Genomic DNA, 21,603 nt, shown 5'->3' with positions numbered 1-21,603 from the left:
AGGATTCAATAATAAAAAATAGGTAAACAGAAAGCTTTCAGCCGTCACACCCCCAAGGATAGACGGCAATTGCAAGGACTCAGCTCAATATGGAGACCGATCCCAAGTATTTCAAGGCGCGTGGCAGATTGTCGCAATCGAGACTGTCCAGCCAGTGCAGGTCATCCCAACCGCGCAACCAAGTGAACTGGCGCTTCGCCAATTGGCGCGTGGCGATGATTCCCCGCTCCTGCATCTCGGCTGACGACAGCTTGCCATCCAGGTGATCCCAGACTTGGCGGTACCCTACAGCGCGTATAGACGGCAAACCTGCATGCAGGTCACTTCTTTTGCGCAGGGCTACGACCTCGTCAATGAATCCCTGTTCCAACATTTGTGTGAATCTTTGTTTAATTCGCTCATGCAGTACCTGGCGATTTGCCGGAGCAATGGCCAAGTTTGCGACAGTATAGGGCAATTGTGGGCGTCCCGAAGCGCCTGCTTCGGTACTTTGCGCAGATTGTCGCGCCCGCAACTCAGTCATGCTCCGGCCGCTGACCCGATACACTTCCAGGGCGCGGCTCAATCGCTGCGGATCGTTGGGGTGAATTCGCGCGGCGGATACCGGATCGATGAGCGCCAATTGTTCGTGCAGGGCTTGCCAGCCAAGGCGTGCAGCTTCTTCTTCAATGTCCGCGCGAACCTGCGAATCCGCCGCCGGCATTTCCGCCAGGCCGTCAATCAAGGCCTTGTAATAGAGCATGGTGCCGCCCACCAACAGCGGGATCTTGCCGCGCGCGGTGATGTCGGCCATGGCCTCCAGGGCATCGCGGCGAAAATCGGCCGCCGAATAGGCCTCGGCCGGGTCAAGAATATCGATGAGCCGATGGGGAAACTCGGCCAGCAATTCTTTTGAAGGCTTGGCGGTGCCGATGTCCATACCCCGGTAAACCAGTGCCGAATCGACGCTGATCAACTCGCACGGCAGGACCTTGGTCAGCTCGATCGCCAGGTCAGTCTTGCCCGCAGCGGTCGGGCCCATCAGGAAAATCGCTGGAGGTAGTGGGCTCATCAGCGACCGCGCAGGAACAGTTTGTCCAGATCGTCCAAGCCCAGTTGGGTCCAGGTCGGTCGGCCATGGTTGCATTGACCGCTGCGTTCGGTGCTTTCCATGTCACGCAGCAGGCCGTTCATTTCCGGCAGGGCCAGGCGCCGGTTGGCGCGCACTGCGCCGTGGCAGGCCATGGTCCCCAGCAGCTCATTGAGGTGTGCTTGAATCCGGTCGCTAGTGCCGTACTCCATCAGGTCGGCAAGCACATCCTGCACCAGGCGATTGGCCTCGGCCTGCTTGAGCAATGCCGGAATCTGGCGGATTGCCAGGGTTTCCGGGCCGAGCCGCTGCAGTTCGAAGCCCAGGCGCTGGAACCAACTGACGTGTTCCTCGGCACAATCGGCTTCGCGCTGGCTGACGGCGAGCGATTCCGGGACCAGCAATGGCTGGCCGCTCAAGCCTTCACTGGCCATCGCCACTTTCAGGCGCTCGTACATGATCCGCTCATGGGCCGCATGCATGTCCACCAGCACCAGGCCCTGGGCGTTTTCCGCGAGGATATAAATGCCCTTGAGCTGCGCCAGAGCGTAGCCCAGCGGTGGAATGTCATCCTGACCGGCCGGCAACGCCGTTGCATTGGCCTCCGGTAGCGGCGCAAAGAACTCGCGATAGGCGGCCTGGGCTTCAGCTGCGGGGACGCCCACGGATTGCGGACGCGGACTGTACTGATATTGGAAGCCGGCACCGGCAGCAGAACCAGCGGCTTGGGTGGTATTAAAGGATGGCTGGGCCTGCGGCTGCTCGAGCAGCGCATTGGCCGCCAGGCGCATTTCGCCTTGCGGGCCGAACTCGCCAGCCTCCAGCCCGGTCGGACGCACCATGCCGGTGACCGCCGCTGGCGCCGCCAACTGATCTTCCGGACGGACATCACCCAGGGCCCGATGCAGCGTGCCATAAAGGAAATCGTGAACCATACGCCCGTCACGGAAGCGCACTTCGTGCTTGGTCGGGTGCACGTTGACGTCGACCGCCGACGGGTCCACTTCGAAAAACAGCGCAAAAGTCGGATGCCGACCGTTGAACAGCACGTCGCGATACGCCTGGCGCACCGCATGGGCCACCAGCTTGTCGCGCACGGCACGGCCGTTGACGAAGAAATACTGCATGTCGGCCTGACTGCGGTTGAACGTCGGCAGACCGACCCACCCCCATAAATGCAGGCCATTGCGCTCGATTTCGATCGGCAGCGCCTGCTCGAGGAAGCCCGCACCGCAAATCGCCGCCACCCGCCGGGCACGCGCCGCGTCATCGTGGGCTTCGTGCAGGCTGAGAATAGTCTTGCCGTTGTGGCGCAGGTGGAAGGCCACGTCGAAACGCGCCAGGGCCAGGCGTTTGATCACTTCTTGCAGGTGATCGAATTCGGTTTTTTCGGTCTTGAGAAACTTGCGCCGCGCTGGCGTATTGAAGAACAGATCGCGCACCTCCACCGAGGTGCCCACCGGATGGGCGGCAGGCTGGACCCGGCTGGCCATTTCACGCCCTTCGGTTTCCACTTGCCAGGCCTGATCGGCATCCCGGGTGCGCGAAGTCAGGGTCAGGCGCGATACGGAGCTGATGGATGCCAGCGCCTCACCGCGAAAGCCCAGGCTCATCACCTGCTCAAGGTCCTCCAGGTTGCGAATCTTGCTCGTGGCATGCCGGGCCAGGGCCAGCGGCAAGTCATCGGCAGGGATCCCACGCCCATCGTCACGCACCCGCAGCAACTTCACGCCGCCTTGTTCAACATCCACATCGATGCGCTTGGCGCCGGAATCGAGGCTGTTCTCCAGCAACTCCTTGATCACCGAGGCTGGACGTTCAACCACCTCGCCGGCGGCAATCTGGTTCGCCAGGCGCGGGCTGAGCAGTTCGATGCGCGCGCCGCTGTTCAGGGGCTCGTTCATTCCTTGGCCGCCAGCTCGGAGCCTGGAATATTCAGGTGCTGTCCGATTTTCAGCTCATCGCTTTGCAGGCTATTGGCGCTGCGCAGCGTGGCTGCGGACACCTGATAGCGTACGGCGATCATCGCCAGGGTTTCGCCAGGGCGCACGGTATGATCACGCGGCCCCTGGGCTATTTTTCCAGAGTCGCGCAGCCAGGCGATGTAAGTACCTGGCGGCGGATTCTGCTGGAAGAACTGCCGTACGCCACTGCTGATCGAACGCGCCAGCGCTTGCTGGTGGCTGGCGGCCGCCAGTTTCGACGCTTCGTTGGCGTTGGAGATGAACCCGGTTTCCACCAGGATCGACGGGATATCCGGGGACTTCAGCACCATGAAGCCGGCTTGCTCCACGCGCTGTTTGTGCAGCGGCGTGACCCGGCCAATGTTGCTCAATACTTTCTGCCCGACGTTCAAGCTGGAGGTCAGCGAGGCGGTCATCGACAAGTCAAGCAGAACGCCGGCGAGCATGCGGTCCTTGTCGTCGAGGCTGACGTTGCCCGCACCGCCGATCAGGTCGGAACGGTTTTCGCTGTCGGCCAGCCAGCGCGCTGTCTCAGAGGTCGCGCCACGGTCGGACAGGGCGAATACCGAAGCCCCGAAAGCGGCCTTCGACGGTGCGGCGTCGGCGTGGATCGAGACGAACAGGTCGGCGCCCTTCTTGCGGGCAATCTCGGTGCGACCGCGCAACGGAATGAAATAGTCGCCCGTACGGGTCAATTCGGCGCGGAAACCTTTCATGCCGTTGACCTGGCGCTGCAGCTCGCGGGCGATGGCCAGGACCACATCTTTCTCACGCTGGCCGCGGGAGCCGGAAGCCCCCGGGTCTTCGCCACCATGACCGGCGTCGATGACCACGATGATGTCACGCTTGCCCGCCGGAGCTGGCGGCAACTTGATTGCCGGCTCGGTCGGGGTCACGGGCACAGCCGGCACAGTCGCGACGCTCGGCGTCGGCGCGGGTGCGGGCGCGGCGTCGGCCGGGTTGTCGAACAGATCGACCACCAGGCGGTTGCCGTATTGCGCATTGGGTGGCAACACGAAGCTTTTCGGGGTCACGGCCTTTTTCAGGTCGATGACCACCCGCAGGTCGGTCGGTGTACGCTGCGCCGAGCGCATGGCGGTAATCGGGGTATTGGCGGTGGCAACGTTCAGCGGCGCGCCCAGCACGGCGCCGTTGATGTCGATCACCAGGCGATCCGGAGCCGTCAGGGTAAAGACGCTGTGCTGGACGGTGCCTGACAGGTCGAACACCAGTCGCGTGTTGTCCGGCGCGCGCCACAGGCGAACACTGTTGACCTTGGTCGCGGCCATGGCATCAACGGCCACCGCCGTAAGCAGCATTCCCACGACAGCAACCAACGCGCGAAAGCGCATACCTAACCCCATCATTTATTTGATTTCCGATGCCAAAGCGGCACACCAGGCCTCGCCACGCGAGCCCTGGGATAAAATTGTCAGCGAACGCCCGCTGTCTTGCGGGCTAATGGTAATGGTCAGGTCGGGCTTTGGCAAAAAGCCTGCACCTTTATCGGGCCACTCGATGAGGCACAGCGCATCATCTTCGAAGTAGTCACGAATACCGAGGAACTCCAGCTCTTCCGGGTCGACCAATCGATACAAGTCGAAATGGAAGGCACGAACGTCACCAATTTCGTAGGGCTCGACCAAGGTAAAGGTCGGACTTTTCACCGCTCCGTTATGGCCCAGACCACGGATGATGCCCCGTGATAACGTGGTCTTACCCATCCCGAGATTGCCCTCAAGAAAAATCAGACCATGCCCTGCAGTGATACGGGCAATGCGTGCGCCAAAGTCGGTCATGGCTTGCTCATCAGCCAGGTACAGGGTTACTTCTGACACGGTGCATGCTCCTCCAGCAACTGACGAATTACGGGAATTAAATCACTGGCTGCCAGCCCACGGCCCAGTCGGCCCTCTCGCTCGCCCGCAGCGGCGTGCAGCCAAACAGCCAGAGTCGCGGCTTCAAACGCTTCCATGCCCTGGGCCAGCAAGGCCCCCAGCAGACCGCTGAGCACATCGCCGAGACCAGCACTGGCCATTGCTGAATGCCCAAGATCACAACGAGAGACACGACCATCCGGGCTGGCGATCAGACTGCCGGCGCCTTTCAAAACAGTGACGGCGCTGAAACGCTCGCTCAACGCGCGCGCCACGCTAATGCGGTCTTCCTGAACCTCAGCTGTCGAAATCCCCAATAAGCGTGCCGCCTCCCCTGGATGCGGAGTAATCAGGCAATCCTTGGGCAAACTCACGCCACCTTTGGCCAGCAAATTCAGCGCATCGGCATCCCAGACCTGCGGCAACGGCGCATTCGCCGCTGCCGATAACAGGCTGCGCCCCCAGGCGCCTTGCCCCAGCCCCGGGCCGACCACCAGCACCGACGCCTGCTCCAGCAAACCCATCAATTGGTTGGCAGACGAAGTGCCCAGCGCCATCACTTCCGGCAAGCGCGCCAGGGCCGCTGGCACATGCTCGCTGCGAGTCGCCAACGACACCAGGCCAGCACCGCTGCGCAAGGCGCATTGCGCGCTGAGCAGGATGGCGCCGCCAAAACCGCGATCGCCACCGATCAACAGGACATGACCGAACTGGCCTTTGTGGGCGTCCGCAGACCGTGGGGCCAGTGTCGGCAAATGGGCAGCGTCCAGTAACTGAACGTCGGGTAAATCATGTTTTGTCTGCGGCATGCGTCTTAGAGCTCCGATGTCTGGCAGAATTATACGCATCTCAGCTCCGGTTTCTCTTGTCTCATGCCTGCTATTACTACAGACCTCCCCGCTCTCGCCCAATCGATCAAGGAGTGGGGACGCGAGCTGGGCTTTCAACAAGTCGGCATCAGTGGCCTGGACCTCGGCGAGCATGAACAACACCTGGAGCGCTGGCTGGAAGCCGGCTACCACGGTGAAATGGACTACATGGGCGCCCACGGCAGCAAGCGCTCACACCCTGAGGAACTGGTACCCGGCACATTGCGCGTGGTTTCCCTACGCATGGACTACTTGGCCGGCGACAGCAAAATGGCGCAAGTCCTGGCTCAGCCGGAAAAAGCCTACGTGTCGCGTTATGCCTTGGGCCGCGATTATCACAAATTGATCCGCAAGCGCGTGCAACAGCTGGCGGACAAGATTCAAGCGCACATCGGGCCATTTGGTTTCCGTGCCTTTGTCGACAGCGCCCCGGTCCTTGAAAAAGCCATCGCCGAGCAAGCTGGCCTGGGCTGGATCGGCAAAAACACCCTGGTCCTGAATCGCAAGGCCGGTAGTTACTTCTTCCTCGCCGAACTGTTCGTCGACCTGCCCCTGCCGGTCGACCCGCCCCACGCCACTGAACATTGCGGTCGCTGCAGCGCCTGTCTCGACATCTGCCCGACCAATGCTTTTGTCGGCCCCTACGTGTTGGACGCCCGACGCTGCATTTCCTACCTGACCATTGAGCTCAAGGGCGCCATCCCGCAAGAACTGCGGCCACTGATCGGCAACCGGGTGTTCGGTTGCGATGACTGCCAGATCGTCTGCCCCTGGAATCGCTTCGCCCGTCCGTCGGGCGAAAGCGATTTCACCCCACGGCACAACCTGGATAACGCGGAACTGGCCGTGCTGTTCATGTGGGATGAGGACAAATTTCTCAGCAGTACCGAAGGCTCGCCCTTGCGCCGCACAGGGTACGAGAACTGGCTGCGCAATTTGGCGGTGGGCCTGGGCAATGCGCCGTCGAGCATTCCGGTGCTGGAAGCCTTGAAAGCCCGCGCCGACTACCCGTCCGAACTGGTCCGCGAGCATGTAGCCTGGGCCCTCAAGCAGCACGGCATCCAGTAACGCGAGCGTCCGTCAGGCCTGGTCGTTGTAGACGAACTTGGGCATTTCCCAGTGGAAGCGGATGGCCAGCAAGCGCAGCAGAAAACCGCCAAACAGGGTGATCAGGATGGCTTGCTCGCCCGGCAACTGCAGGTAAATGCAGAACATGTAGCACCAGGCAGCGGCAAACGAGACGCTGGCGTACAGCTCGCGCCGGAAGATCAAGGGAATGTCGTTGCAGAAGATGTCGCGCAGGATCCCGCCGAACACCCCGGTGATCACCCCGCTGACGGAGGCCACCAGCATGCCATGGCCCATCTCCAGCGCCGTCATGCAGCCGATCAGGGTAAACGCCACCAGCCCCACGGCATCCAGCACCAGGAACAATGAGCGCAGGTGGCGCATCCAGCGTGCGGTGAACACCGTGATCATCGCCGCCACTGATGTCAGCACCAGGTACTCCGGGTGCTTGACCCAGGTCAGCGGGTAGTGCCCCAACAACACGTCACGCACCGAACCACCGCCCAGCGCCGTGATGCAGGCGATCAACACCACACCAAACCAATCCATCCCGCGACGCCCGGCAGACAGCGCGCCGGTCATGGCTTCAGCAGTAATGGCAATCAGGTAAAGCATCAACAACATGGCGGCGGTCCTTGCAGGAAGGCGCGCAGTCTACTCAGAACACCCGAGCACCAAAAGGGGGCGGCGCGTGAAATAGCCGCCCTTCTTTATATAAGCGGATCAAGCCTTGATGAAATGCTTGCGGTAGTGCTGCAATTCGGCGATCGACTCACGGATGTCGTCCAGCGCCAGGTGCGTGCTGCCCTTCTTGAAACTGTCGCGAACGTCGGGCGCCCAGCGAGCCGCCAGCTCCTTGAGCGTCGAGACATCAAGGTTGCGGTAGTGGAAATAGCTTTCCAGGGATTTCATGTGGGTATAAAGGAATCGGCGATCCTGGCAGATGCTGTTGCCACAGATGGGCGACTTGCCCTTGGGCACCCACTGCTCGAGAAACGCGATGGTCTGGGCCTCGGCCTCGGCCATGCTGATTTTGCTCTCGCGCACGCGCTGGGTCAGTCCGGAACCGCCATGTTGACGGGTGTTCCACTCGTCCATGCCGGCGAGGATCGCGTCGCTGTGATGGATGGCGATCACCGGACCTTCGGCCAGGGTGTTGAGGTTGCTGTCGGTGACGATGGTCGCCATCTCGATGATGACGTCGGTGTCCGGGTTTAGACCGGTCATTTCCAGGTCGATCCAGATCAGATTCTGCGGGTTTTGCATGTGTCGGCTCCTCGGCGTAGTTGCGCAGTTTAGCCTAGGCAACTGCGCGGGCGTGCTAAACTCGCGACCGTTTTACCTAATCGCTGCATTATCAACACGGAACACCCATGGCCAAACGCCAACTCAATCGTCGTCAAAACTGGCGCATCGAAAAGATTCAGGGCGAGCGCGCAGCCCGCGCCGCCAAACGCGAATCCTCCGCCGTCGAAGCGCTGGAAGGTGGGGACCTGGGCCCCGAACAGACGGGCCTGGTGATTGCGCACTTCGGCGTGCAGGTCGAAGTCGAAGCCCGTGACGGCGAATTGGCCGGCCAGGTATTCCGCTGCCACTTGCGCGCCAACCTGCCAGCGCTGGTCACTGGCGACCAGGTGGTCTGGCGTGCCGGCAACCAGGGGATCGGCGTGATCGTCGCGCAACTGCCGCGCAAGACCGAACTGTGCCGCCCGGACAGCCGTGGCCAGCTCAAGCCGGTCGCCGCCAACGTCGACATGATCGTCATCGTCTTCGCTCCACTGCCCGAGCCCCACGCCAACCTGATCGACCGCTACCTGGTGGCCGCCGAACACGCCGGTATTCGCCCGTTGCTGCTGCTCAACAAGTTCGACCTAATCGACGAGCACAACGCGCCCGCACTGAATGCCCTGCTGGAGGTGTACCGCACCCTCGGCTACCCGGTGCTGGAAGTTTCGGCGCATCACGGCAATGGCATGCAAACCCTGCAGGAACAACTGGACGGGCGCATCAGCGTGTTCGTCGGCCAGTCCGGTGTCGGCAAATCGTCGCTGGTTAACAGCTTGCTGCCGGATGTCGAAACCCGCGTCGGCCCGCTGTCCGAGCTGTCTGGCCAGGGCACTCATACCACGACCACCGCTCGCCTGTTCCACTTTCCCGGTGGCGGTGAGCTGATCGACTCCCCGGGTATCCGCGAATTCGGCCTCGGGCACGTCAGCCGCTACGACGTCGAGGCCGGCTTCATCGAGTTCAATGACTTGATCGGGACGTGCCGCTTCCGCGACTGCAAGCACGACCGCGAGCCGGGTTGCGCCCTGCTCAAGGCCCTGGAAGATGGCCGCGTGCAGCAACAGCGCATGAACAGCTATCGCTCGATCATCGCCAGCCTGCCTGAAACCAGCTACTGATCAGACGATCTGGCACGGACGCAGATGTCCGTGCCAGGTAAAAAACATCCGTAAGAATTTTTTCCTTCTAGCGAAGGACGTGTCTCTTTGTGCTCGGCCGCCTTGCTGCCCCGACCCCCTCTCCTACAGTCAGTCCCACTTCGTGCACAAGGGACACGCTCAATGCCTGTATTCATCAGCTACCGTCACATGGATCGCCCACACGCGATCCTCATTCACAATCGCCTGATGCAGGCGAACATCAGGACCTGCCTGGAGGTTCTGGATCCCGAATCCCAGACCACCGACGACATCAGCGGCCTGATAACCCGCAACGTCGGCGAGAACAGTCACTTGCTGGCACTGGTCAGCGACAAATCGGCGCTGGCCTGGTGGGTACCGTTCCAGCTCGGCGAGGCGACGATCTGCAATCGACGCATTTGCACCTTTAAGACCGGCGCCAGCGAATTGCCGGACTACCTCGACAAATGGCCCAGGCTGGCAAAAATCGCCGACATCGACTTCTTCATCGATGCCTACCGCAACGAGCAAACACTCAGACGCTCGATGAATCTGGACACGGATACCAGCAACGAGTGGCTGCACACCAGTAACAAAACCAATGCCGAACGCTTTCACAACGAACTCAAGGCACGCATCCGCCGCGGCTTTTAAGGTCAAGCGCGCAAAAAAAAACCGACATTGGTGTCGGCTTTTTCTCACTGCTTCGGCGGTTCGGCCGGCTTGGGCGCCGGATCGTCGAAAAGGTTCAAACGCTCGCGCAACTCATGGGCCGGCAAAGGTTGCTGGTCGGCCGGCAGGGCATGGGGATCCGCCGGCACCTCGCCTGGCGCTCCCTGACCCTGGGTCGGCGCAGGGGCAGGCTCGGCACCTTGCTCACCTTCGATGGCGCGCTGGGCTTTCTTGGTCAATACCACAATGTCGATGCGCCGATTGACCGGATTGAACGGATTCTCCCGGTCAAACAGAGCCGACGAGGCATAGCCCACTACCCGCGCCACCTGGGCTTCCGGATAACTACCCGCAACCAGCGCTCGACGGGCAGCGTTGGCGCGGTTGGACGACAGCTCCCAGTTACCGAAATCGCCGCTGCCGGTGTACGGCTTGGCATCGGTGTGGCCGCTGATGCTGATCTTGTTCGGCACCGCCTTGATGGTGTCAGCCATGGCCAGCAGAATGTCTTCGAAGTAAGGCTTCAAGCGCGCGCTACCGGAGTCGAACATCGGCCGGTTCTCCGAATCGATGATCTGAATGCGCAGGCCATCCGGAGTAATCTCGAACAGGATCTGGTCCTTGAACTTCTGTAGCTGCGGATTCTCTTCAACCTTGTTCTGCAGTTCCTGCAGTAACAGCTCGAGGCGCTCCTGCTCGACCTGCTCGGCCATGCCTTCAACCTGATCGGTATCAACCGTGACCTTGTCCGGCTGCGGCTGGAACTTGGCTTCCGGGTTGAGCGTCTGGTCCGGCGCCAGTTCAGGCGAGCCACCCAGATCGATGACGTAGGGCGTGCCGCTCTCGGTAAAGCCGATCGGATCCTTGAAGTAACCGGCGATAGCGATCTTCTGTTCCGGCGTGGCTGTGGATAACAGCCACAACACCAGGAAGAACGCCATCATCGCCGTGGCGAAGTCAGCGAAGGCGATTTTCCATGCGCCCCCGTGATGCCCGCCAGCAATGCGCTTGACGCGCTTGATGATTATCGGCTGATTATTTTCCATGACTTAGCGACCGCGAACCGCTTGCTCCAGCTCGGAGAAGCTCGGACGGTGCGCCGGGTACAACACCTTGCGCCCGAACTCCACCGCCAGCGATGGCGGCATGCCTGAGGCCGAGGCTACCAGCGAGGCCTTGATTGCTTCGTAGGTGTTCAGCTCCTCCTTGGCATCGTGGGCCAGGGAGTGAGCCAGGGGACCGAAGAAGCCGTAGGCCGCAAGAATACCGAAGAAGGTACCTACCAGCGCAGCGCCGACGTGCAGGCCAATGGACGCCTGGTCGCCCTCGCCCAGGGACGCCATGGTCACCACGATACCCAGTACCGCGGCAACGATACCGAAACCGGGCATGCCATCGGCGATGCCGTTCACCGCGTGAGACGGGTGCTCCAGATCTTCCTTGAGGCTGTAGAGCTCCATGTCGAACAGACCTTCGAGCTCATGGGGCGCCATGTTGCCGGAGGACATGATGCGCAGGTAATCGCAGACGAAAGCGGTCATGCGCTCGTCCTTGAGAACAGTCGGGTACTTGGCAAAAATCGGACTCGCGGCCGCGTCCTCGATATCCGCCTCGATCGCCATCATGCCTTCGCGGCGGCTTTTGTTGAGGATCTCGTAGATCAGGCCCAGCACTTCCAGGTAGAAAGCATGGGTGAAGCGCGTACCGAACATGCTCAGGGACTTCTTGAGCACGTGCTTGGTCATGTAGCCGGGGTTCGCCTGGAGGAATGCACCCAGCGCCGCACCACCGATGATCATCACCTCAAAGGGCTGAATGAGGGCGGCAATCTTGCCGTGGGAAAGCACGTATCCGCCGAGCACGCTCGCGAATACGACGATGATGCCGATAATTTTAGCCATAGGTAGGAAGGTACTTACTTAAGTCGGGTTCAAGGTCATATTCGGAAGTTAAAAAATCTCTTCTTCTACTTATCGGCAAAACTGCGCCAGACTATAGCCAGTTATGGCGAAAAGCCAATTTGCCCCCATCCGGGCGTGTTTGAAGTCAACGGTGACCGCGCCCGACCATGGCTAATGCAACCAACTCCACACCTGCCACACTCCAGGATTGGGTCAAGCGTCTCGATAGCGTGATCTTGCCCGTACCGCTGGCCAGTCATGACCGGGTTAGCCGGGCGCTGAACAACTCTCGCAGCTCGTTGCGCGAGATTGCCGACTTGATCCAGGGCAGTCCGGCGCTGGCCCTGAGCGTGATTCGCGAAGCCAATCGGCATGTCAGCAGCAGCTTGACCGAGCCCTGCGAAAACCTCGAGGTGGCAATCAGCCGCCTGGGCCTCAAGCGCACCGCACAACTGCTCGCTCGCCTGCCTGCCGTCCCACAAAACGAAATCCCGCCAGCGCTGCGCAAGCTGCAGATGATCAGCCAGCACGCCTCGCAACAGGCCAACGGCTTTTTTGCCAGCCGGCTGGCGCGCTTGTGGCAGGACATCCACTGGGGCAGCCTGCTGTTCCTGGCGCCACTGTGGCCGCTGGCGCTCAGCGATCCACAACGCCTGGAAGACTGGGAACGCCGGGTTATTCACAACGGTGAAGCGGCGCACAAGGTTGAAAAAGAGCTGTTCGGCGTGCACCTGCTCGAACTTTGCCAGACCCTGGTGGAGCTGTGGCGTCTGCCTTACTGGGTCGCACAGGGTTATCGACTGCTGATCAGCGAACAGCGCGAACTGGCCAAGGTCCTGCTGATTGCGCGAGATGCCGACCATCCGTTGCGCCAACAGAATCGCCTGGATGACGACCCGACCCTGCGCCGCTGGCTCAACCAGCCCGCCAACACAGTGCTACTGGCCAATGGCCTGGCGCTGTCGGCGCAACGCTCCTGGGTTAGCCCGCACACACTGCGCTGGCAATACCTGACCAGTCTGTACCTGCAAATCCCCATGGATGACGTGCAACAACAGCAGCACCAACAGGCCGCACAAAGCGCCCGCAACCACGCTATGCCAGACATCTGGCATCCGGCCGAGGCGCTGCTGTGGCCTTGGGGCAGCGCCGACGCACAACGCGACCGCTCGCCTGCCGGCCCGACAGCCGAAGACCTGGCACAGTGGCGCAAGCACTGCGCACAGCTGCTGACCGAACCCAGCCCATTCAGCAACGCCCTGCACCTGACCACCTGCGCCCGCGACGCCCTGGCGGCCTGCGGCCTGCGCCGCGCCGTACTGCTGATGGCCGATCGCAGCCACAGCCAATTGCGCGCCCACCAGACTCTCGGCCTCGGTCCGGACGCCGCCGCACTGAATCTGGTGGTCAGCCAGAGCAGCATCCTGCAACGCCTGCTGGCACAACCGGCACAATTGCGCCTGACACCCGCCAATCATGGGCAGTTCAGCGCCCACCTGCCGGCCGCCCTGCGCAGCCTGTTCAGCGGCCAGCACCTGCTGCTGCGATCACTGGCAATCAATGGCAAGGTGCTCATGGTGCTGGTGGCGGATCAGGGCGGCGGGGACTTTTCCGACATTACCGTGCAAGCCTTCGGCAAAACCGCGCAATGCATCGAAAAAGCCCTGCACAGCTTTAGCCACCGCGGCCAGTGACGCTGCGCTACAATCCTCCCCTTTGTGCTCTGGAGACCTCGCATGTCTGACTTCTCTGGCTTGGCGCTGGTCATCGAACCGAGCGACCTGAGCGCCCGTCTCGATGCCCGCGAATTGATCCTGGTCGACCTGACCAGCAGCGCCCGCTACGCCGAGGGGCATATCCCTGGCGCACGGTTTGTCGATCCCAAGCGCACCCAATTGGGCCAGCCACCGGCACCCGGCCTGATGCCGCCGCAAGCGGCACTCGAAGCGCTGTTCGGCGAACTGGGGCACAACCCGGATGCGGTCTACGTGGTGTACGACGACGAAGGCGGCGGCTGGGCCGGACGCTTCATCTGGCTGCTGGATGTCATCGGCCACACGCGCTACCACTACCTCGACGGCGGGCTGCTGGCCTGGCTGGCCGAGGGTCTGCCAACGTCCACCGAGGTGCCGGCGGCCGTAGACGGTTCGGTCGCGCTGACCCTGCACGAGGCGCCCACGGCCACTCGCGAGTACCTGCAAAGCCGCCTCGGTGCCGCCGACCTGGCGATCTGGGACGCCCGTGGCCCGCTGGAATACTCCGGTGAAAAAGTCCTGGCCGCCAAAGCCGGACACATCCCCGGCGCGATCAATTTCGAGTGGACCGCCGGCATGGATCCGGCGCGCAATCTGCGGATCCGCCGCGACATGCCGCAGATCCTCGAACAGCTCGGCATCACCGCCGACAAGGAAATCATTACTCACTGCCAGACCCACCACCGCTCTGGCTTCACTTATCTGGTGGCCAAGGCACTCGGTTATCCGCGGGTCAAAGGCTACGCCGGTTCATGGGGCGAATGGGGCAACCACCCTGATACGCCCGTTGAGATTTAAGGTTTTTAAGGACACCCAATGAAAAATCGCTTGTTCATCATCAGTCAGTACCTGCTGCCCCACCACCTGTTGTCACGCCTGGCCGGCTGCATTGCCGAATGCCGCGTGCGCTGGTTCAAGAATGCCTTCACCGCCTGGTTCGCCAAGCGCTATCAGGTGGACATGTCCCAGGCCCTGGTCGAAGACCTGACCGCCTATGAGCACTTCAACGCCTTCTTCACCCGCGCATTGAAAGACGGCGCTCGCCCGCTGGATCAAACCCCGGGCGCGATCCTCAGCCCGGCCGACGGCGCGGTCAGCCAACTGGGTCCGATCGAACACGGCCGGGTCTTCCAGGCCAAGGGCCACAGCTTCAGCGTGCTGGAACTGCTCGGCGGTGACGCAGCCAATGCGGCGCCGTTCATGGGCGGTGATTTTGCCACCATCTACCTGTCGCCGAAGGACTACCACCGCGTGCACATGCCGCTGGCCGGCACCCTGCGCGAGATGGTCTACATCCCGGGCCGGATCTTTTCGGTCAACCAGACCACCGCAGAAAACGTTCCGGAACTGTTTGCCCGCAACGAACGCGTGGCGTGCATTTTCGACACCGAGCGCGGGCCGATGGCCGTGGTACTGGTGGGCGCCATGATCGTCGCCTCGATCGAAACCGTCTGGGCTGGTCTGGTCACGCCACCCAAGCGCGAACTGAAAACCTTCCGCTACGACGAAGCCGCCCGCGCGCCAATCCACCTGGAAAAAGGCGCGGAGTTGGGTCGCTTCAAATTGGGTTCGACGGCTGTCGTGCTGTTTGGCCCGGATCAAGTGCAGTGGGCGCAGGAGCTGGCGGCAGGTTCGCCAGTGGTGATGGGCCAGGGGCTGGGTTCGCCGAAGGCCTGATTAGCACCGAGATAAACCTGTAAGAGCGAGCCTGCTCGCGAAAGCGCGGTGTCAGTCAACATAGATGTTGAATGTGATGCCGCTTTCGCGAGCAAGCCGCAAGCGGGCGCCCGCTCCTACAAGGGATCAGCGTTAGAGCTGGCCGTCGCGATCGCGGAAGCCCAGCAGGTACAACACGCCATCGAGCCCAAGGGTGGAGATCGCCTGCTTGGCCGACTGTTTCACCAGCGGTTTGGCACGAAACGCCACGCCCAATCCGGCAATCGCCAGCATCGGCAGATCGTTGGCACCGTCACCGACCGCAATGGTCTGCTCCAGTCGCAATCCTTCCTTGTGTGCCAGCTCTCGCAGCAGATCAGCCTTGCGTTGCGCGTCGACAATCGGCTCCACCGCCACACCGGTGACCTTGCCGTCGAGCACTTCAAGCTCGTTGGCAAACACGTAGTCGATGCCCAGCTTGGCTTGCAGTTGCTTGGCGAAGTAGGTGAAACCACCCGACAGAATCGCCGTCTTGTAACCCAGGCGCTTGAGCTCGGCGAACAGGGTTTCGGCGCCTTCGGTCAGGCGCAGCGAGGCGCCGATGGAGTCGAGCACGCTGACGTCCAGCCCCTTGAGCAAGGCCAGGCGTTCCTTGAAGCTGGCACGGAAATCCAGCTCGCCAGCCATCGCCCGCTCAGTGATTTCCGAGACCTGATCACCGACACCGGCGGCCTTGGCCAATTCGTCGATGACTTCTGCCTCGATCAGTGTCGAGTCCATGTCGAACACCGCCAGGCGACGGTTACGACGGAACAGCGAATCTTCCTGAAAGGCGATGTCGACGTTCAATTCCTGGGCAACACTGAGGAATTCGGCTCGCAGGGCCTGCGGATCGGCCGCTTCGCCACGCACGGAAAACTCGATGCAGCCCTTACCCTTATCGGCCGGGGTGTCCAGCGGCATGCGCCCGGACAGACGATCGATGTGATCGATGTTCAAGCCGTACTTGGCAGTGATCGAACTCACGCTCTGCAACTGCTCGGCGGTCACTTTGCGGGTCAACAGGGTGACGATGTGACGCTTTTTACCCTGGTTACCGACCCACTGCTGGTAATCCTCTTCGGACACCGGCGTGAAACGCACCTGCTGGTCGAGCTTATAAGCGGTGAACAGGATGTCCTTGAGCACCGACTTGCCTTGCTCGGTGTCGGGAATTTCAACCAGGATGCCGAACGACAGCGTGTCGTGGATCACCGCCTGACCGATGTCGAGAATGTTCACACCACCCTGGGCCAGTACACCGGTAATGGCCGCAGTCAGACCCGGACGGTCGACTCCCGTGATGTTTATCAGGACGATTTCGCGCAAGGCGCACCCCCGCAAGTGGAAAAAAACCGCATTCTACCCACATTCAGTGACCATCGGGCACAGCGAGCGCTTTGCCGGTCTGGGGGCTATCGCTATACTGCGCTCCAACTCCACGGACAAAGAGCCGAGCTCAGTGAACCGGCCCACGCCAGTCAAACCCGATAACTTCTTCCTGCTGATCTTCCGTGCACTGCGCCACCGCCGTGTACCGATCGCATTGCGCATCGCCAGCCATAACGTGATCCTGGTCGCCTTGGCCCTGGTGATCTACGCCTGCGTGATGGGTCTGCAGTTCAAGCAGGCGATGCACGAGCAGGCCGATGCCCTTGGCCAGAGCCTGACCACCCAGACGGCGACGTCAGCGACCGAGCTATTGGTGTCCAATGACATCCTCAGCCTCAATGTCCTGCTGAATAACCTGACGAAGAATCCGTTGGTGGCCCACGCTGCTATCTATAGCGTCGACAACCGGATTCTCGCCGAGGCCGGGCAGCGCCCCAAGCAAAGCCTGCTGGGTGAAACCCAGGGCATGTACGAGAGCAAGATCACCTTCCAGGACGTGACCGCCGGTCAATTGCGTATCAGCCTGGATATGGATCAATTCGAACAGCCGATGACCATCAGCCTGCAAAGCATGGGCATCCTCAGCGCTATCCTGCTGGCTTTGGCTTTGGCTTTGAGCCTGCGCCTTGGCCGGCACATCTCCACACCGTTGCTGCAGTTGCGCGTGTGGTTGCGTGATATCGACGAACACACGCCTGGCACCCAGCGCCAGGACGAAATTGGCGACCTGGCTCGCCAACTGCACGCCAGTTTCGCGCCAGAGCCGGTCATCCCCGAGCCGGTCGCAGAGCCGGAAATCGACGAACTGGACGACACCGAAGACGACGAGCCAGCCTTTGAAGTGCGTAACCTGCGTGACCCGAGCTTCGATGAAAGCGCACCGGTTGCGACCCCTAAAGCGGCGCCTCGGCACGTGATCAAGGCGACTGAGGATGAGTCGGACGAAGATGACGAAGACCCGTTCGCTGATCTTCGCGACAGCGCCACTGACCCGGTGGTCGTCAAGCCGCAAGCCAAAGTCGCTGCCTCCACCCAGCCTCAGTTCAGCGCTGTACTGGCGGTGCAACTGGGCGCCCAGGAACAATTGCGACGCCTGCCGCGGGCACGCCTGACCGAGCTGCTCGACCGCTACCGCGACTGCCTCGACCAGGCCGCCTCGCTGTATGAAAGCGAACTGCACACGCTCAATGACGGCAGCACGCTGATGCTGTTCCACACCCAGGACAGCGGTGAGGATTACCTGACCAATGCCATTTGCTGCGGCGAACTGCTGCGCGCACTCGGCCATCAATTGCAGATCGAAGTCGCCGACAGCGGCATTACCCTGCAACTGCAACTCGGCCTGACCCTGGGCGACGAACTCTACGGCCTGAGCCAGATCGACCTGCTGCTGACCGAAACCGCCCAGGACGCTCTCGCCCTGTCCCAACACAGCCGCAATCTGCTGCTGGTGGAGCGCAAGATCAACGACGATGCGCTGATCCGCCAACGCGCCCGTATCCGCCCGATTGCCAGCCCGGAAGGCGCCTGCTGCGTCGAACGCCTGATGGAGCCTTATCCGTCGATGCTGGAACGCCAACTGGCCCGCATGCACGAGACCAGCGCCAAGGACTGAGCCAATCAGAGATAACAAAAAGCCCGCATTCGCGGGCTTTTTGTTACTGGGTCGAACCTGTGGGGGGCGGCGGTGCGACGACTCGACTTGCTCGCGATGACGGCGTCACGACCACCATCATAATCGCGGGCAAGTCGAGCCCACCCCCACAAGACCCAATCAGAAGCGGAACACTTCCATATCGGTTCGCACCGGTGCGGCCATCGGGATCTTCGGCTGTTTCTCCCGCTCCGCTGGAGCCGTTGGCTTGACCGCTGCCGGCTTGCGCGGGGCTTCGACGATAGCGGGCTGGTTGGCCAATGGCTTCAAGGCGACCGAAAGTTGTTCGGCTAGACGCTGCAGCAAGATGCCTTGAGCCTGAACCTGCGCGGCAGTACCGCCGGCATGCTGCTCCTGCAGGTGAATGATGCGGTTATCGCGAACCTGGCCACGACGGTCGATCAAGCGCCACTGAGCATCGAGGACCGCAGGTTGCGACTCGCCGGAGTCCAGGCGGGTAATCGACAACAACACCTGAACGTCCGGGGCGAAACCCAGGGTCGCCGGAGCCAGCACGACGCGCTGGCTGTCCAATTGACCGGCGACCTGACGCAGCAGCAATTGATTGATGTCCGAGGACAGACTGCCCGCCCAGCGACCGTCGGTGGAAGCCTGCAGGCTGCCGTCCGGCTGGCGTTGCAACAGGGTCTCGCGTTGCAGGTAATCGGCAATCAACACTGGGCCCAGCAAAACCGCCATGCCCGCGCTTTGCGCAGGTTGCGCCGGGCTACCGCTGTCCAGCTGATACAGCGACACCGGCTGGTGCGTACTACAACCCGCCAGGCCAAGAACGCCAGCGAGCAAAAAAATTAGGGGAAAGCGCAGAACAGTCATCATCCCATCCAGGTGACGGCCATAAGACCGATCACTGTGAAAATACTCAAAAAATATGAAGAACGCTCGACCACGCCGGCGCTTGAAAGGCCATATCATCCGTGAATATGCCTTGCGACTCCAGCGCGAAAGCGTCGATCTACGGGTTAAATCGTAGATCGAGGGCTCTAGACGGCTTAATTGAGAGTTTCTACCAATAGTGCATCCACACGCTGGAAGCCACGCGGCAGCTTATTGCCCCGTCGCCCACGCTCACCTTTGTAGTGCTCCAGGTCATCGGCCTTGAGCGACAGGGTGCGTTTGCCGGCTTGCAGTACCAAGGTCGCACCGTCTGGCAGCACAGCGATATCGGTGACGTATTCCTCGCGGTTGGCCACACGTTCGCCGGGGATGCCGATGATTTTGTTGCCCTTGCCCTTGCCCAGCTGCGGCAGGTCGCTGATTTTGAAGATCAGCAGGCGCCCTTCGGTGGTGACCGAGGCCAACCAGTTCTCATCCCTATCGGCAACCGGACGCGGCAGGATCACCTTGGCGTTGTTTGGCAGGCTCAACAACGCCTTGCCCGCCTTGTTCTTGGCCTGCAGGTCCTCGCCCTTGACCACGAAGCCGTAGCCCGCGTCGGAAGCGATGACGTACAGCCCTTCATCTTCAGGCATCAGCACGCATTCGAAGGTCGCACCCGGTGGCGGCGTCAGACGACCGGTCAAGGGTTCGCCCTGGCCCCGCGCAGACGGCAAGGTATGCGCCGCAACCGAATAGCTGCGCCCGGTGGAGTCGATGAACACCGCGAATTGGTTGGAACGCCCCGCCGCCAGTGCCTTGAACCCATCACCCGCCTTGTAGGAAAGACCGGTAGCGTCGATGTCATGGCCCTTGGCCGAGCGCACCCAGCCTTTTTCCGACAGCACTACCGTGACTTTCTCGTTAGGCAGCAGATCGTGCTCGGTCAGTGCCTTGGCTTCCGCACGTTCGACAATCGGTGACCGACGGTCGTCGCCATAGGTTTCAGCGTCCTTGATCAATTCGCTGCGCACCAGCTTCTTGAGTTTGGATTCGCTGCTGAGCAGGGCTTGCAGCTTGGCCTGCTCCTTGAGTAGTTCGTCCTGCTCGTCGCGCAGCTTCATTTCTTCGAGACGGGCCAACTGACGCAAGCGGGTGTCGAGGATGTAATCCGCCTGGATTTCGCTCAGGGCGAAGCGCTCGATCAGCTTGGCCTTCGGATGCTCCTCGGTGCGAATGATATGGATCACTTCGTCGAGGTTGAGGTAGGCAATCAGCAAGCCGTCCAACAGGTGCAGACGGCGCTCGACCTTGTCCAGGCGGAACTGCAAGCGGCGACGCACCGTGCGCACCCGGAATTCCAGCCATTCCACCAGCAGCGCCCGCAGGTTCTTCAGTTGCGGCTTGCCGTCGAGGCCGATGATGTTGATGTTGACCCGGTAGGTGGATTCCAGCTCGGTGCTGGCGAACAGGTGCTGCATCAGGGCTTCATGGTCGACCCGGCTGTTGACCGGAATAATCACGATCCGGCACGGGTTCTCATGGTCGGACTCATCACGCAGGTCAGCGATTTGCGGCGCCTTGGACGGCTTGGCCTGCATCATCGCGGCGATTTGCTCCAGCACCTTGGCGCCGGAAACCTGGTGGGGCAGCGCGGTGACGATGATGTCGCCGTCCTCGACGTTGTACACGGCACGCATTCGCACCGAACCACGACCGGTTTCGTAGATTTTCAGCAGGTCAGCGCGCGGTGTGATGATTTCCGCTTCGGTGGGGTAGTCCGGGCCCTGAATGTGCTCACAGAGTTGCTCGACCGTCGCCTTGGGCTCATCGAGCAGACGCACGCAGGCGGTAGCGACTTCACGCAGGTTGTGCGGCGGCACATCGGTGGCCATGCCGACGGCGATACCGGTGGTGCCGTTGAGCAGGATGTTCGGCAAACGCGCGGGCAATACCAGCGGTTCGTCGAGTGTACCGTCGAAGTTCGGCCCCCAGTCCGCCGTGCCCTGGCCCAACTCGCTGAGCAGCACTTCGGAATAGCGCGACAGGCGCGCCTCGGTGTAACGCATCGCCGCGAAGGATTTCGGGTCATCCGGCGCACCCCAGTTACCCTGCCCGTCCACCAGCGTGTAGCGGTAGCTGAACGGCTGCGCCATCAGCACCATGGCTTCGTAGCAGGCCGAGTCACCGTGGGGGTGGAATTTGCCGAGCACGTCACCGACGGTACGCGCGGATTTCTTGTGCTTGGAGTCGGCGTCCAGCCCCAACTCGCTCATCGCGTAGACGATACGCCGTTGCACGGGCTTCAGACCGTCGCCGATGTGCGGCAAGGCACGGTCCATGATCACGTACATGGAGTAGTTGAGGTAGGCGTTTTCGGTGAAGTCAGCCAGCGACCGGCGTTCTACGCCATCTAAGCTGTCTGCAAGGATATCGCTCATGCGGGCCT

Annotated in this window: 19 protein-coding genes; 7 read left to right on the top strand and 12 right to left on the bottom strand. The window is 61.5% G+C overall.

Features of this window, described 5'->3' with window-relative positions; translation table 11 throughout:
• Positions 1–79 precede the first annotated feature (79 nt).
• Genes miaA through KW062_RS03140 form a run of 5 tightly spaced genes read right to left on the bottom strand, consistent with a single transcriptional unit; the run spans position 80 to position 5,719 of the window.
• On the bottom strand, positions 80–1,051 hold the full coding sequence (miaA, locus tag KW062_RS03160; protein ID WP_105754009.1) for a tRNA (adenosine(37)-N6)-dimethylallyltransferase MiaA: 972 nt from the start codon (positions 1,049–1,051) through the stop codon (positions 80–82).
• Positions 1,051–2,973: a DNA mismatch repair endonuclease MutL gene (gene mutL / locus KW062_RS03155; protein ID WP_027617529.1), complete on the bottom strand. Its 1,923-nt coding sequence runs from the start codon at positions 2,971–2,973 to the stop codon at positions 1,051–1,053. The genes miaA and mutL overlap by 1 nt, the downstream gene beginning before the upstream one ends.
• On the bottom strand, positions 2,970–4,397 hold the full coding sequence (locus KW062_RS03150; RefSeq protein ID WP_218187460.1) for an N-acetylmuramoyl-L-alanine amidase: 1,428 nt from the start codon (positions 4,395–4,397) through the stop codon (positions 2,970–2,972). Before KW062_RS03150 ends, mutL begins: the two co-directional genes overlap by 4 nt.
• A 3-nt stretch (positions 4,398–4,400) precedes the next feature.
• On the bottom strand, positions 4,401–4,871 hold the full coding sequence (tsaE, locus tag KW062_RS03145) for a tRNA (adenosine(37)-N6)-threonylcarbamoyltransferase complex ATPase subunit type 1 TsaE (RefSeq protein ID WP_027617527.1): 471 nt from the start codon (positions 4,869–4,871) through the stop codon (positions 4,401–4,403).
• Complete coding sequence (locus KW062_RS03140) at positions 4,859–5,719, bottom strand: NAD(P)H-hydrate dehydratase (RefSeq protein ID WP_027617526.1); 861 nt, start codon at positions 5,717–5,719, stop codon at positions 4,859–4,861. Before KW062_RS03140 ends, tsaE begins: the two co-directional genes overlap by 13 nt.
• Before the next feature lie 63 nt (positions 5,720–5,782).
• Between KW062_RS03140 and queG the strand changes: the two genes are divergently transcribed.
• Positions 5,783–6,847 (top strand): tRNA epoxyqueuosine(34) reductase QueG, encoded by a 1,065-nt coding sequence (gene queG, locus KW062_RS03135; protein ID WP_027617525.1) that lies wholly within the window; start codon positions 5,783–5,785, stop codon positions 6,845–6,847.
• Between the two features lie 12 nt (positions 6,848–6,859).
• On the opposite strand, the gene KW062_RS03130 is transcribed toward queG, so the two are convergent.
• Positions 6,860–7,471, bottom strand: a complete 612-nt coding sequence (locus KW062_RS03130; protein WP_027617524.1) for a trimeric intracellular cation channel family protein — start codon at positions 7,469–7,471, stop codon at positions 6,860–6,862.
• 99 nt (positions 7,472–7,570) lie between these two features.
• Positions 7,571–8,113 (bottom strand): oligoribonuclease, encoded by a 543-nt coding sequence (orn, locus tag KW062_RS03125; protein ID WP_105754010.1) that lies wholly within the window; start codon positions 8,111–8,113, stop codon positions 7,571–7,573.
• A gap of 107 nt (positions 8,114–8,220) precedes the next feature.
• Between orn and rsgA the strand changes: the two genes are divergently transcribed.
• The gene (rsgA, locus tag KW062_RS03120; protein ID WP_027617522.1) at positions 8,221–9,252 is read left to right on the top strand and encodes a small ribosomal subunit biogenesis GTPase RsgA; all 1,032 of its coding nucleotides are present in this window, start codon (positions 8,221–8,223) and stop codon (positions 9,250–9,252) included.
• 162 nt (positions 9,253–9,414) lie between these two features.
• The gene (locus tag KW062_RS03115) at positions 9,415–9,906 is read left to right on the top strand and encodes a toll/interleukin-1 receptor domain-containing protein (protein WP_027617521.1); all 492 of its coding nucleotides are present in this window, start codon (positions 9,415–9,417) and stop codon (positions 9,904–9,906) included.
• A 44-nt stretch (positions 9,907–9,950) separates the two neighbouring features.
• Here the strand turns inward: KW062_RS03115 and motB are convergent, their stop codons facing one another.
• Together motB and motA are read right to left on the bottom strand one after the other, a co-directional pair.
• Positions 9,951–10,970 (bottom strand): flagellar motor protein MotB, encoded by a 1,020-nt coding sequence (gene motB, locus KW062_RS03110; protein WP_027617520.1) that lies wholly within the window; start codon positions 10,968–10,970, stop codon positions 9,951–9,953.
• Positions 10,971–10,973: 3 nt separating this feature from the next.
• On the bottom strand, positions 10,974–11,825 hold the full coding sequence (gene motA, locus KW062_RS03105; protein WP_027617519.1) for a flagellar motor stator protein MotA: 852 nt from the start codon (positions 11,823–11,825) through the stop codon (positions 10,974–10,976).
• 167 nt (positions 11,826–11,992) lie between these two features.
• On the opposite strand from motA, the gene KW062_RS03100 reads away from it, so the two are divergent.
• From KW062_RS03100 to asd, 3 genes are read left to right on the top strand one after another with little or no spacing between them, the layout of a single operon-like run.
• Complete coding sequence (locus KW062_RS03100) at positions 11,993–13,519, top strand: HDOD domain-containing protein (protein ID WP_105754011.1); 1,527 nt, start codon at positions 11,993–11,995, stop codon at positions 13,517–13,519.
• Between the two features lie 42 nt (positions 13,520–13,561).
• Positions 13,562–14,377, top strand: coding sequence for a thiosulfate sulfurtransferase (gene rhdA / locus KW062_RS03095; RefSeq protein ID WP_105754012.1), 816 nt, complete (start codon positions 13,562–13,564; stop codon positions 14,375–14,377).
• A gap of 18 nt (positions 14,378–14,395) precedes the next feature.
• Entirely contained in the window at positions 14,396–15,256 is an 861-nt protein-coding gene (gene asd, locus KW062_RS03090) for an archaetidylserine decarboxylase (protein ID WP_027617516.1), read from the top strand.
• Positions 15,257–15,388: 132 nt separating this feature from the next.
• Here the strand turns inward: asd and serB are convergent, their stop codons facing one another.
• Positions 15,389–16,603 (bottom strand): phosphoserine phosphatase SerB, encoded by a 1,215-nt coding sequence (serB, locus tag KW062_RS03085; RefSeq protein WP_027617515.1) that lies wholly within the window; start codon positions 16,601–16,603, stop codon positions 15,389–15,391.
• A 133-nt stretch (positions 16,604–16,736) separates the two neighbouring features.
• On the opposite strand from serB, the gene KW062_RS03080 reads away from it, so the two are divergent.
• Positions 16,737–18,281 carry an AhpA/YtjB family protein gene (locus KW062_RS03080; protein ID WP_027617514.1) on the top strand — a complete coding sequence of 515 codons (1,545 nt, stop codon included), beginning with the start codon at positions 16,737–16,739 and terminating at the stop codon, positions 18,279–18,281.
• Positions 18,282–18,440: 159 nt separating this feature from the next.
• Here KW062_RS03080 and KW062_RS03075 read toward each other — a convergent pair whose 3' ends face one another.
• Together KW062_RS03075 and parC are read right to left on the bottom strand one after the other, a co-directional pair.
• A complete protein-coding gene (locus KW062_RS03075) occupies positions 18,441–19,154 on the bottom strand; it encodes a PqiC family protein (RefSeq protein WP_027617513.1) in 714 nt (237 codons plus the stop codon).
• 176 nt (positions 19,155–19,330) lie between these two features.
• The gene (parC, locus tag KW062_RS03070) at positions 19,331–21,595 is read right to left on the bottom strand and encodes a DNA topoisomerase IV subunit A (protein ID WP_027617512.1); all 2,265 of its coding nucleotides are present in this window, start codon (positions 21,593–21,595) and stop codon (positions 19,331–19,333) included.
• Between the last annotated feature and the right edge of the window lie 8 nt (positions 21,596–21,603).

Origin of the sequence: Pseudomonas fluorescens (assembly GCF_019212185.1) — a bacterium.
Lineage (GTDB): Bacteria > Pseudomonadota > Gammaproteobacteria > Pseudomonadales > Pseudomonadaceae > Aquipseudomonas.
Note: the sequence above shows the minus strand (reverse complement) of the source record. Positions and strands in the feature narration are given on the sequence as shown.

Excerpts from the sequence above, each read along its gene's own strand:
- miaA (WP_105754009.1), bottom strand. The coding sequence starts at position 1,051 with ATGAGCCCACTACCTCCAGCGATTTTCCTGATGGGCCCGACCGCTGCG.
- mutL (WP_027617529.1), bottom strand. The coding sequence starts at position 2,973 with ATGAACGAGCCCCTGAACAGCGGCGCGCGCATCGAACTGCTCAGCCCG.
- KW062_RS03150 (WP_218187460.1), bottom strand. The coding sequence starts at position 4,397 with ATGGGGTTAGGTATGCGCTTTCGCGCGTTGGTTGCTGTCGTGGGAATG.
- KW062_RS03140 (WP_027617526.1), bottom strand. The coding sequence starts at position 5,719 with ATGCCGCAGACAAAACATGATTTACCCGACGTTCAGTTACTGGACGCT.
- queG (WP_027617525.1), top strand. The coding sequence starts at position 5,783 with ATGCCTGCTATTACTACAGACCTCCCCGCTCTCGCCCAATCGATCAAG.
- KW062_RS03130 (WP_027617524.1), bottom strand. The coding sequence starts at position 7,471 with ATGTTGTTGATGCTTTACCTGATTGCCATTACTGCTGAAGCCATGACC.
- orn (WP_105754010.1), bottom strand. The coding sequence starts at position 8,113 with ATGCAAAACCCGCAGAATCTGATCTGGATCGACCTGGAAATGACCGGT.
- rsgA (WP_027617522.1), top strand. The coding sequence starts at position 8,221 with ATGGCCAAACGCCAACTCAATCGTCGTCAAAACTGGCGCATCGAAAAG.
- KW062_RS03115 (WP_027617521.1), top strand. The coding sequence starts at position 9,415 with ATGCCTGTATTCATCAGCTACCGTCACATGGATCGCCCACACGCGATC.
- motB (WP_027617520.1), bottom strand. The coding sequence starts at position 10,970 with ATGGAAAATAATCAGCCGATAATCATCAAGCGCGTCAAGCGCATTGCT.
- motA (WP_027617519.1), bottom strand. The coding sequence starts at position 11,825 with ATGGCTAAAATTATCGGCATCATCGTCGTATTCGCGAGCGTGCTCGGC.
- KW062_RS03100 (WP_105754011.1), top strand. The coding sequence starts at position 11,993 with ATGGCTAATGCAACCAACTCCACACCTGCCACACTCCAGGATTGGGTC.
- rhdA (WP_105754012.1), top strand. The coding sequence starts at position 13,562 with ATGTCTGACTTCTCTGGCTTGGCGCTGGTCATCGAACCGAGCGACCTG.
- asd (WP_027617516.1), top strand. The coding sequence starts at position 14,396 with ATGAAAAATCGCTTGTTCATCATCAGTCAGTACCTGCTGCCCCACCAC.
- KW062_RS03075 (WP_027617513.1), bottom strand. The coding sequence starts at position 19,154 with ATGACTGTTCTGCGCTTTCCCCTAATTTTTTTGCTCGCTGGCGTTCTT.
- parC (WP_027617512.1), bottom strand. The coding sequence starts at position 21,595 with ATGAGCGATATCCTTGCAGACAGCTTAGATGGCGTAGAACGCCGGTCG.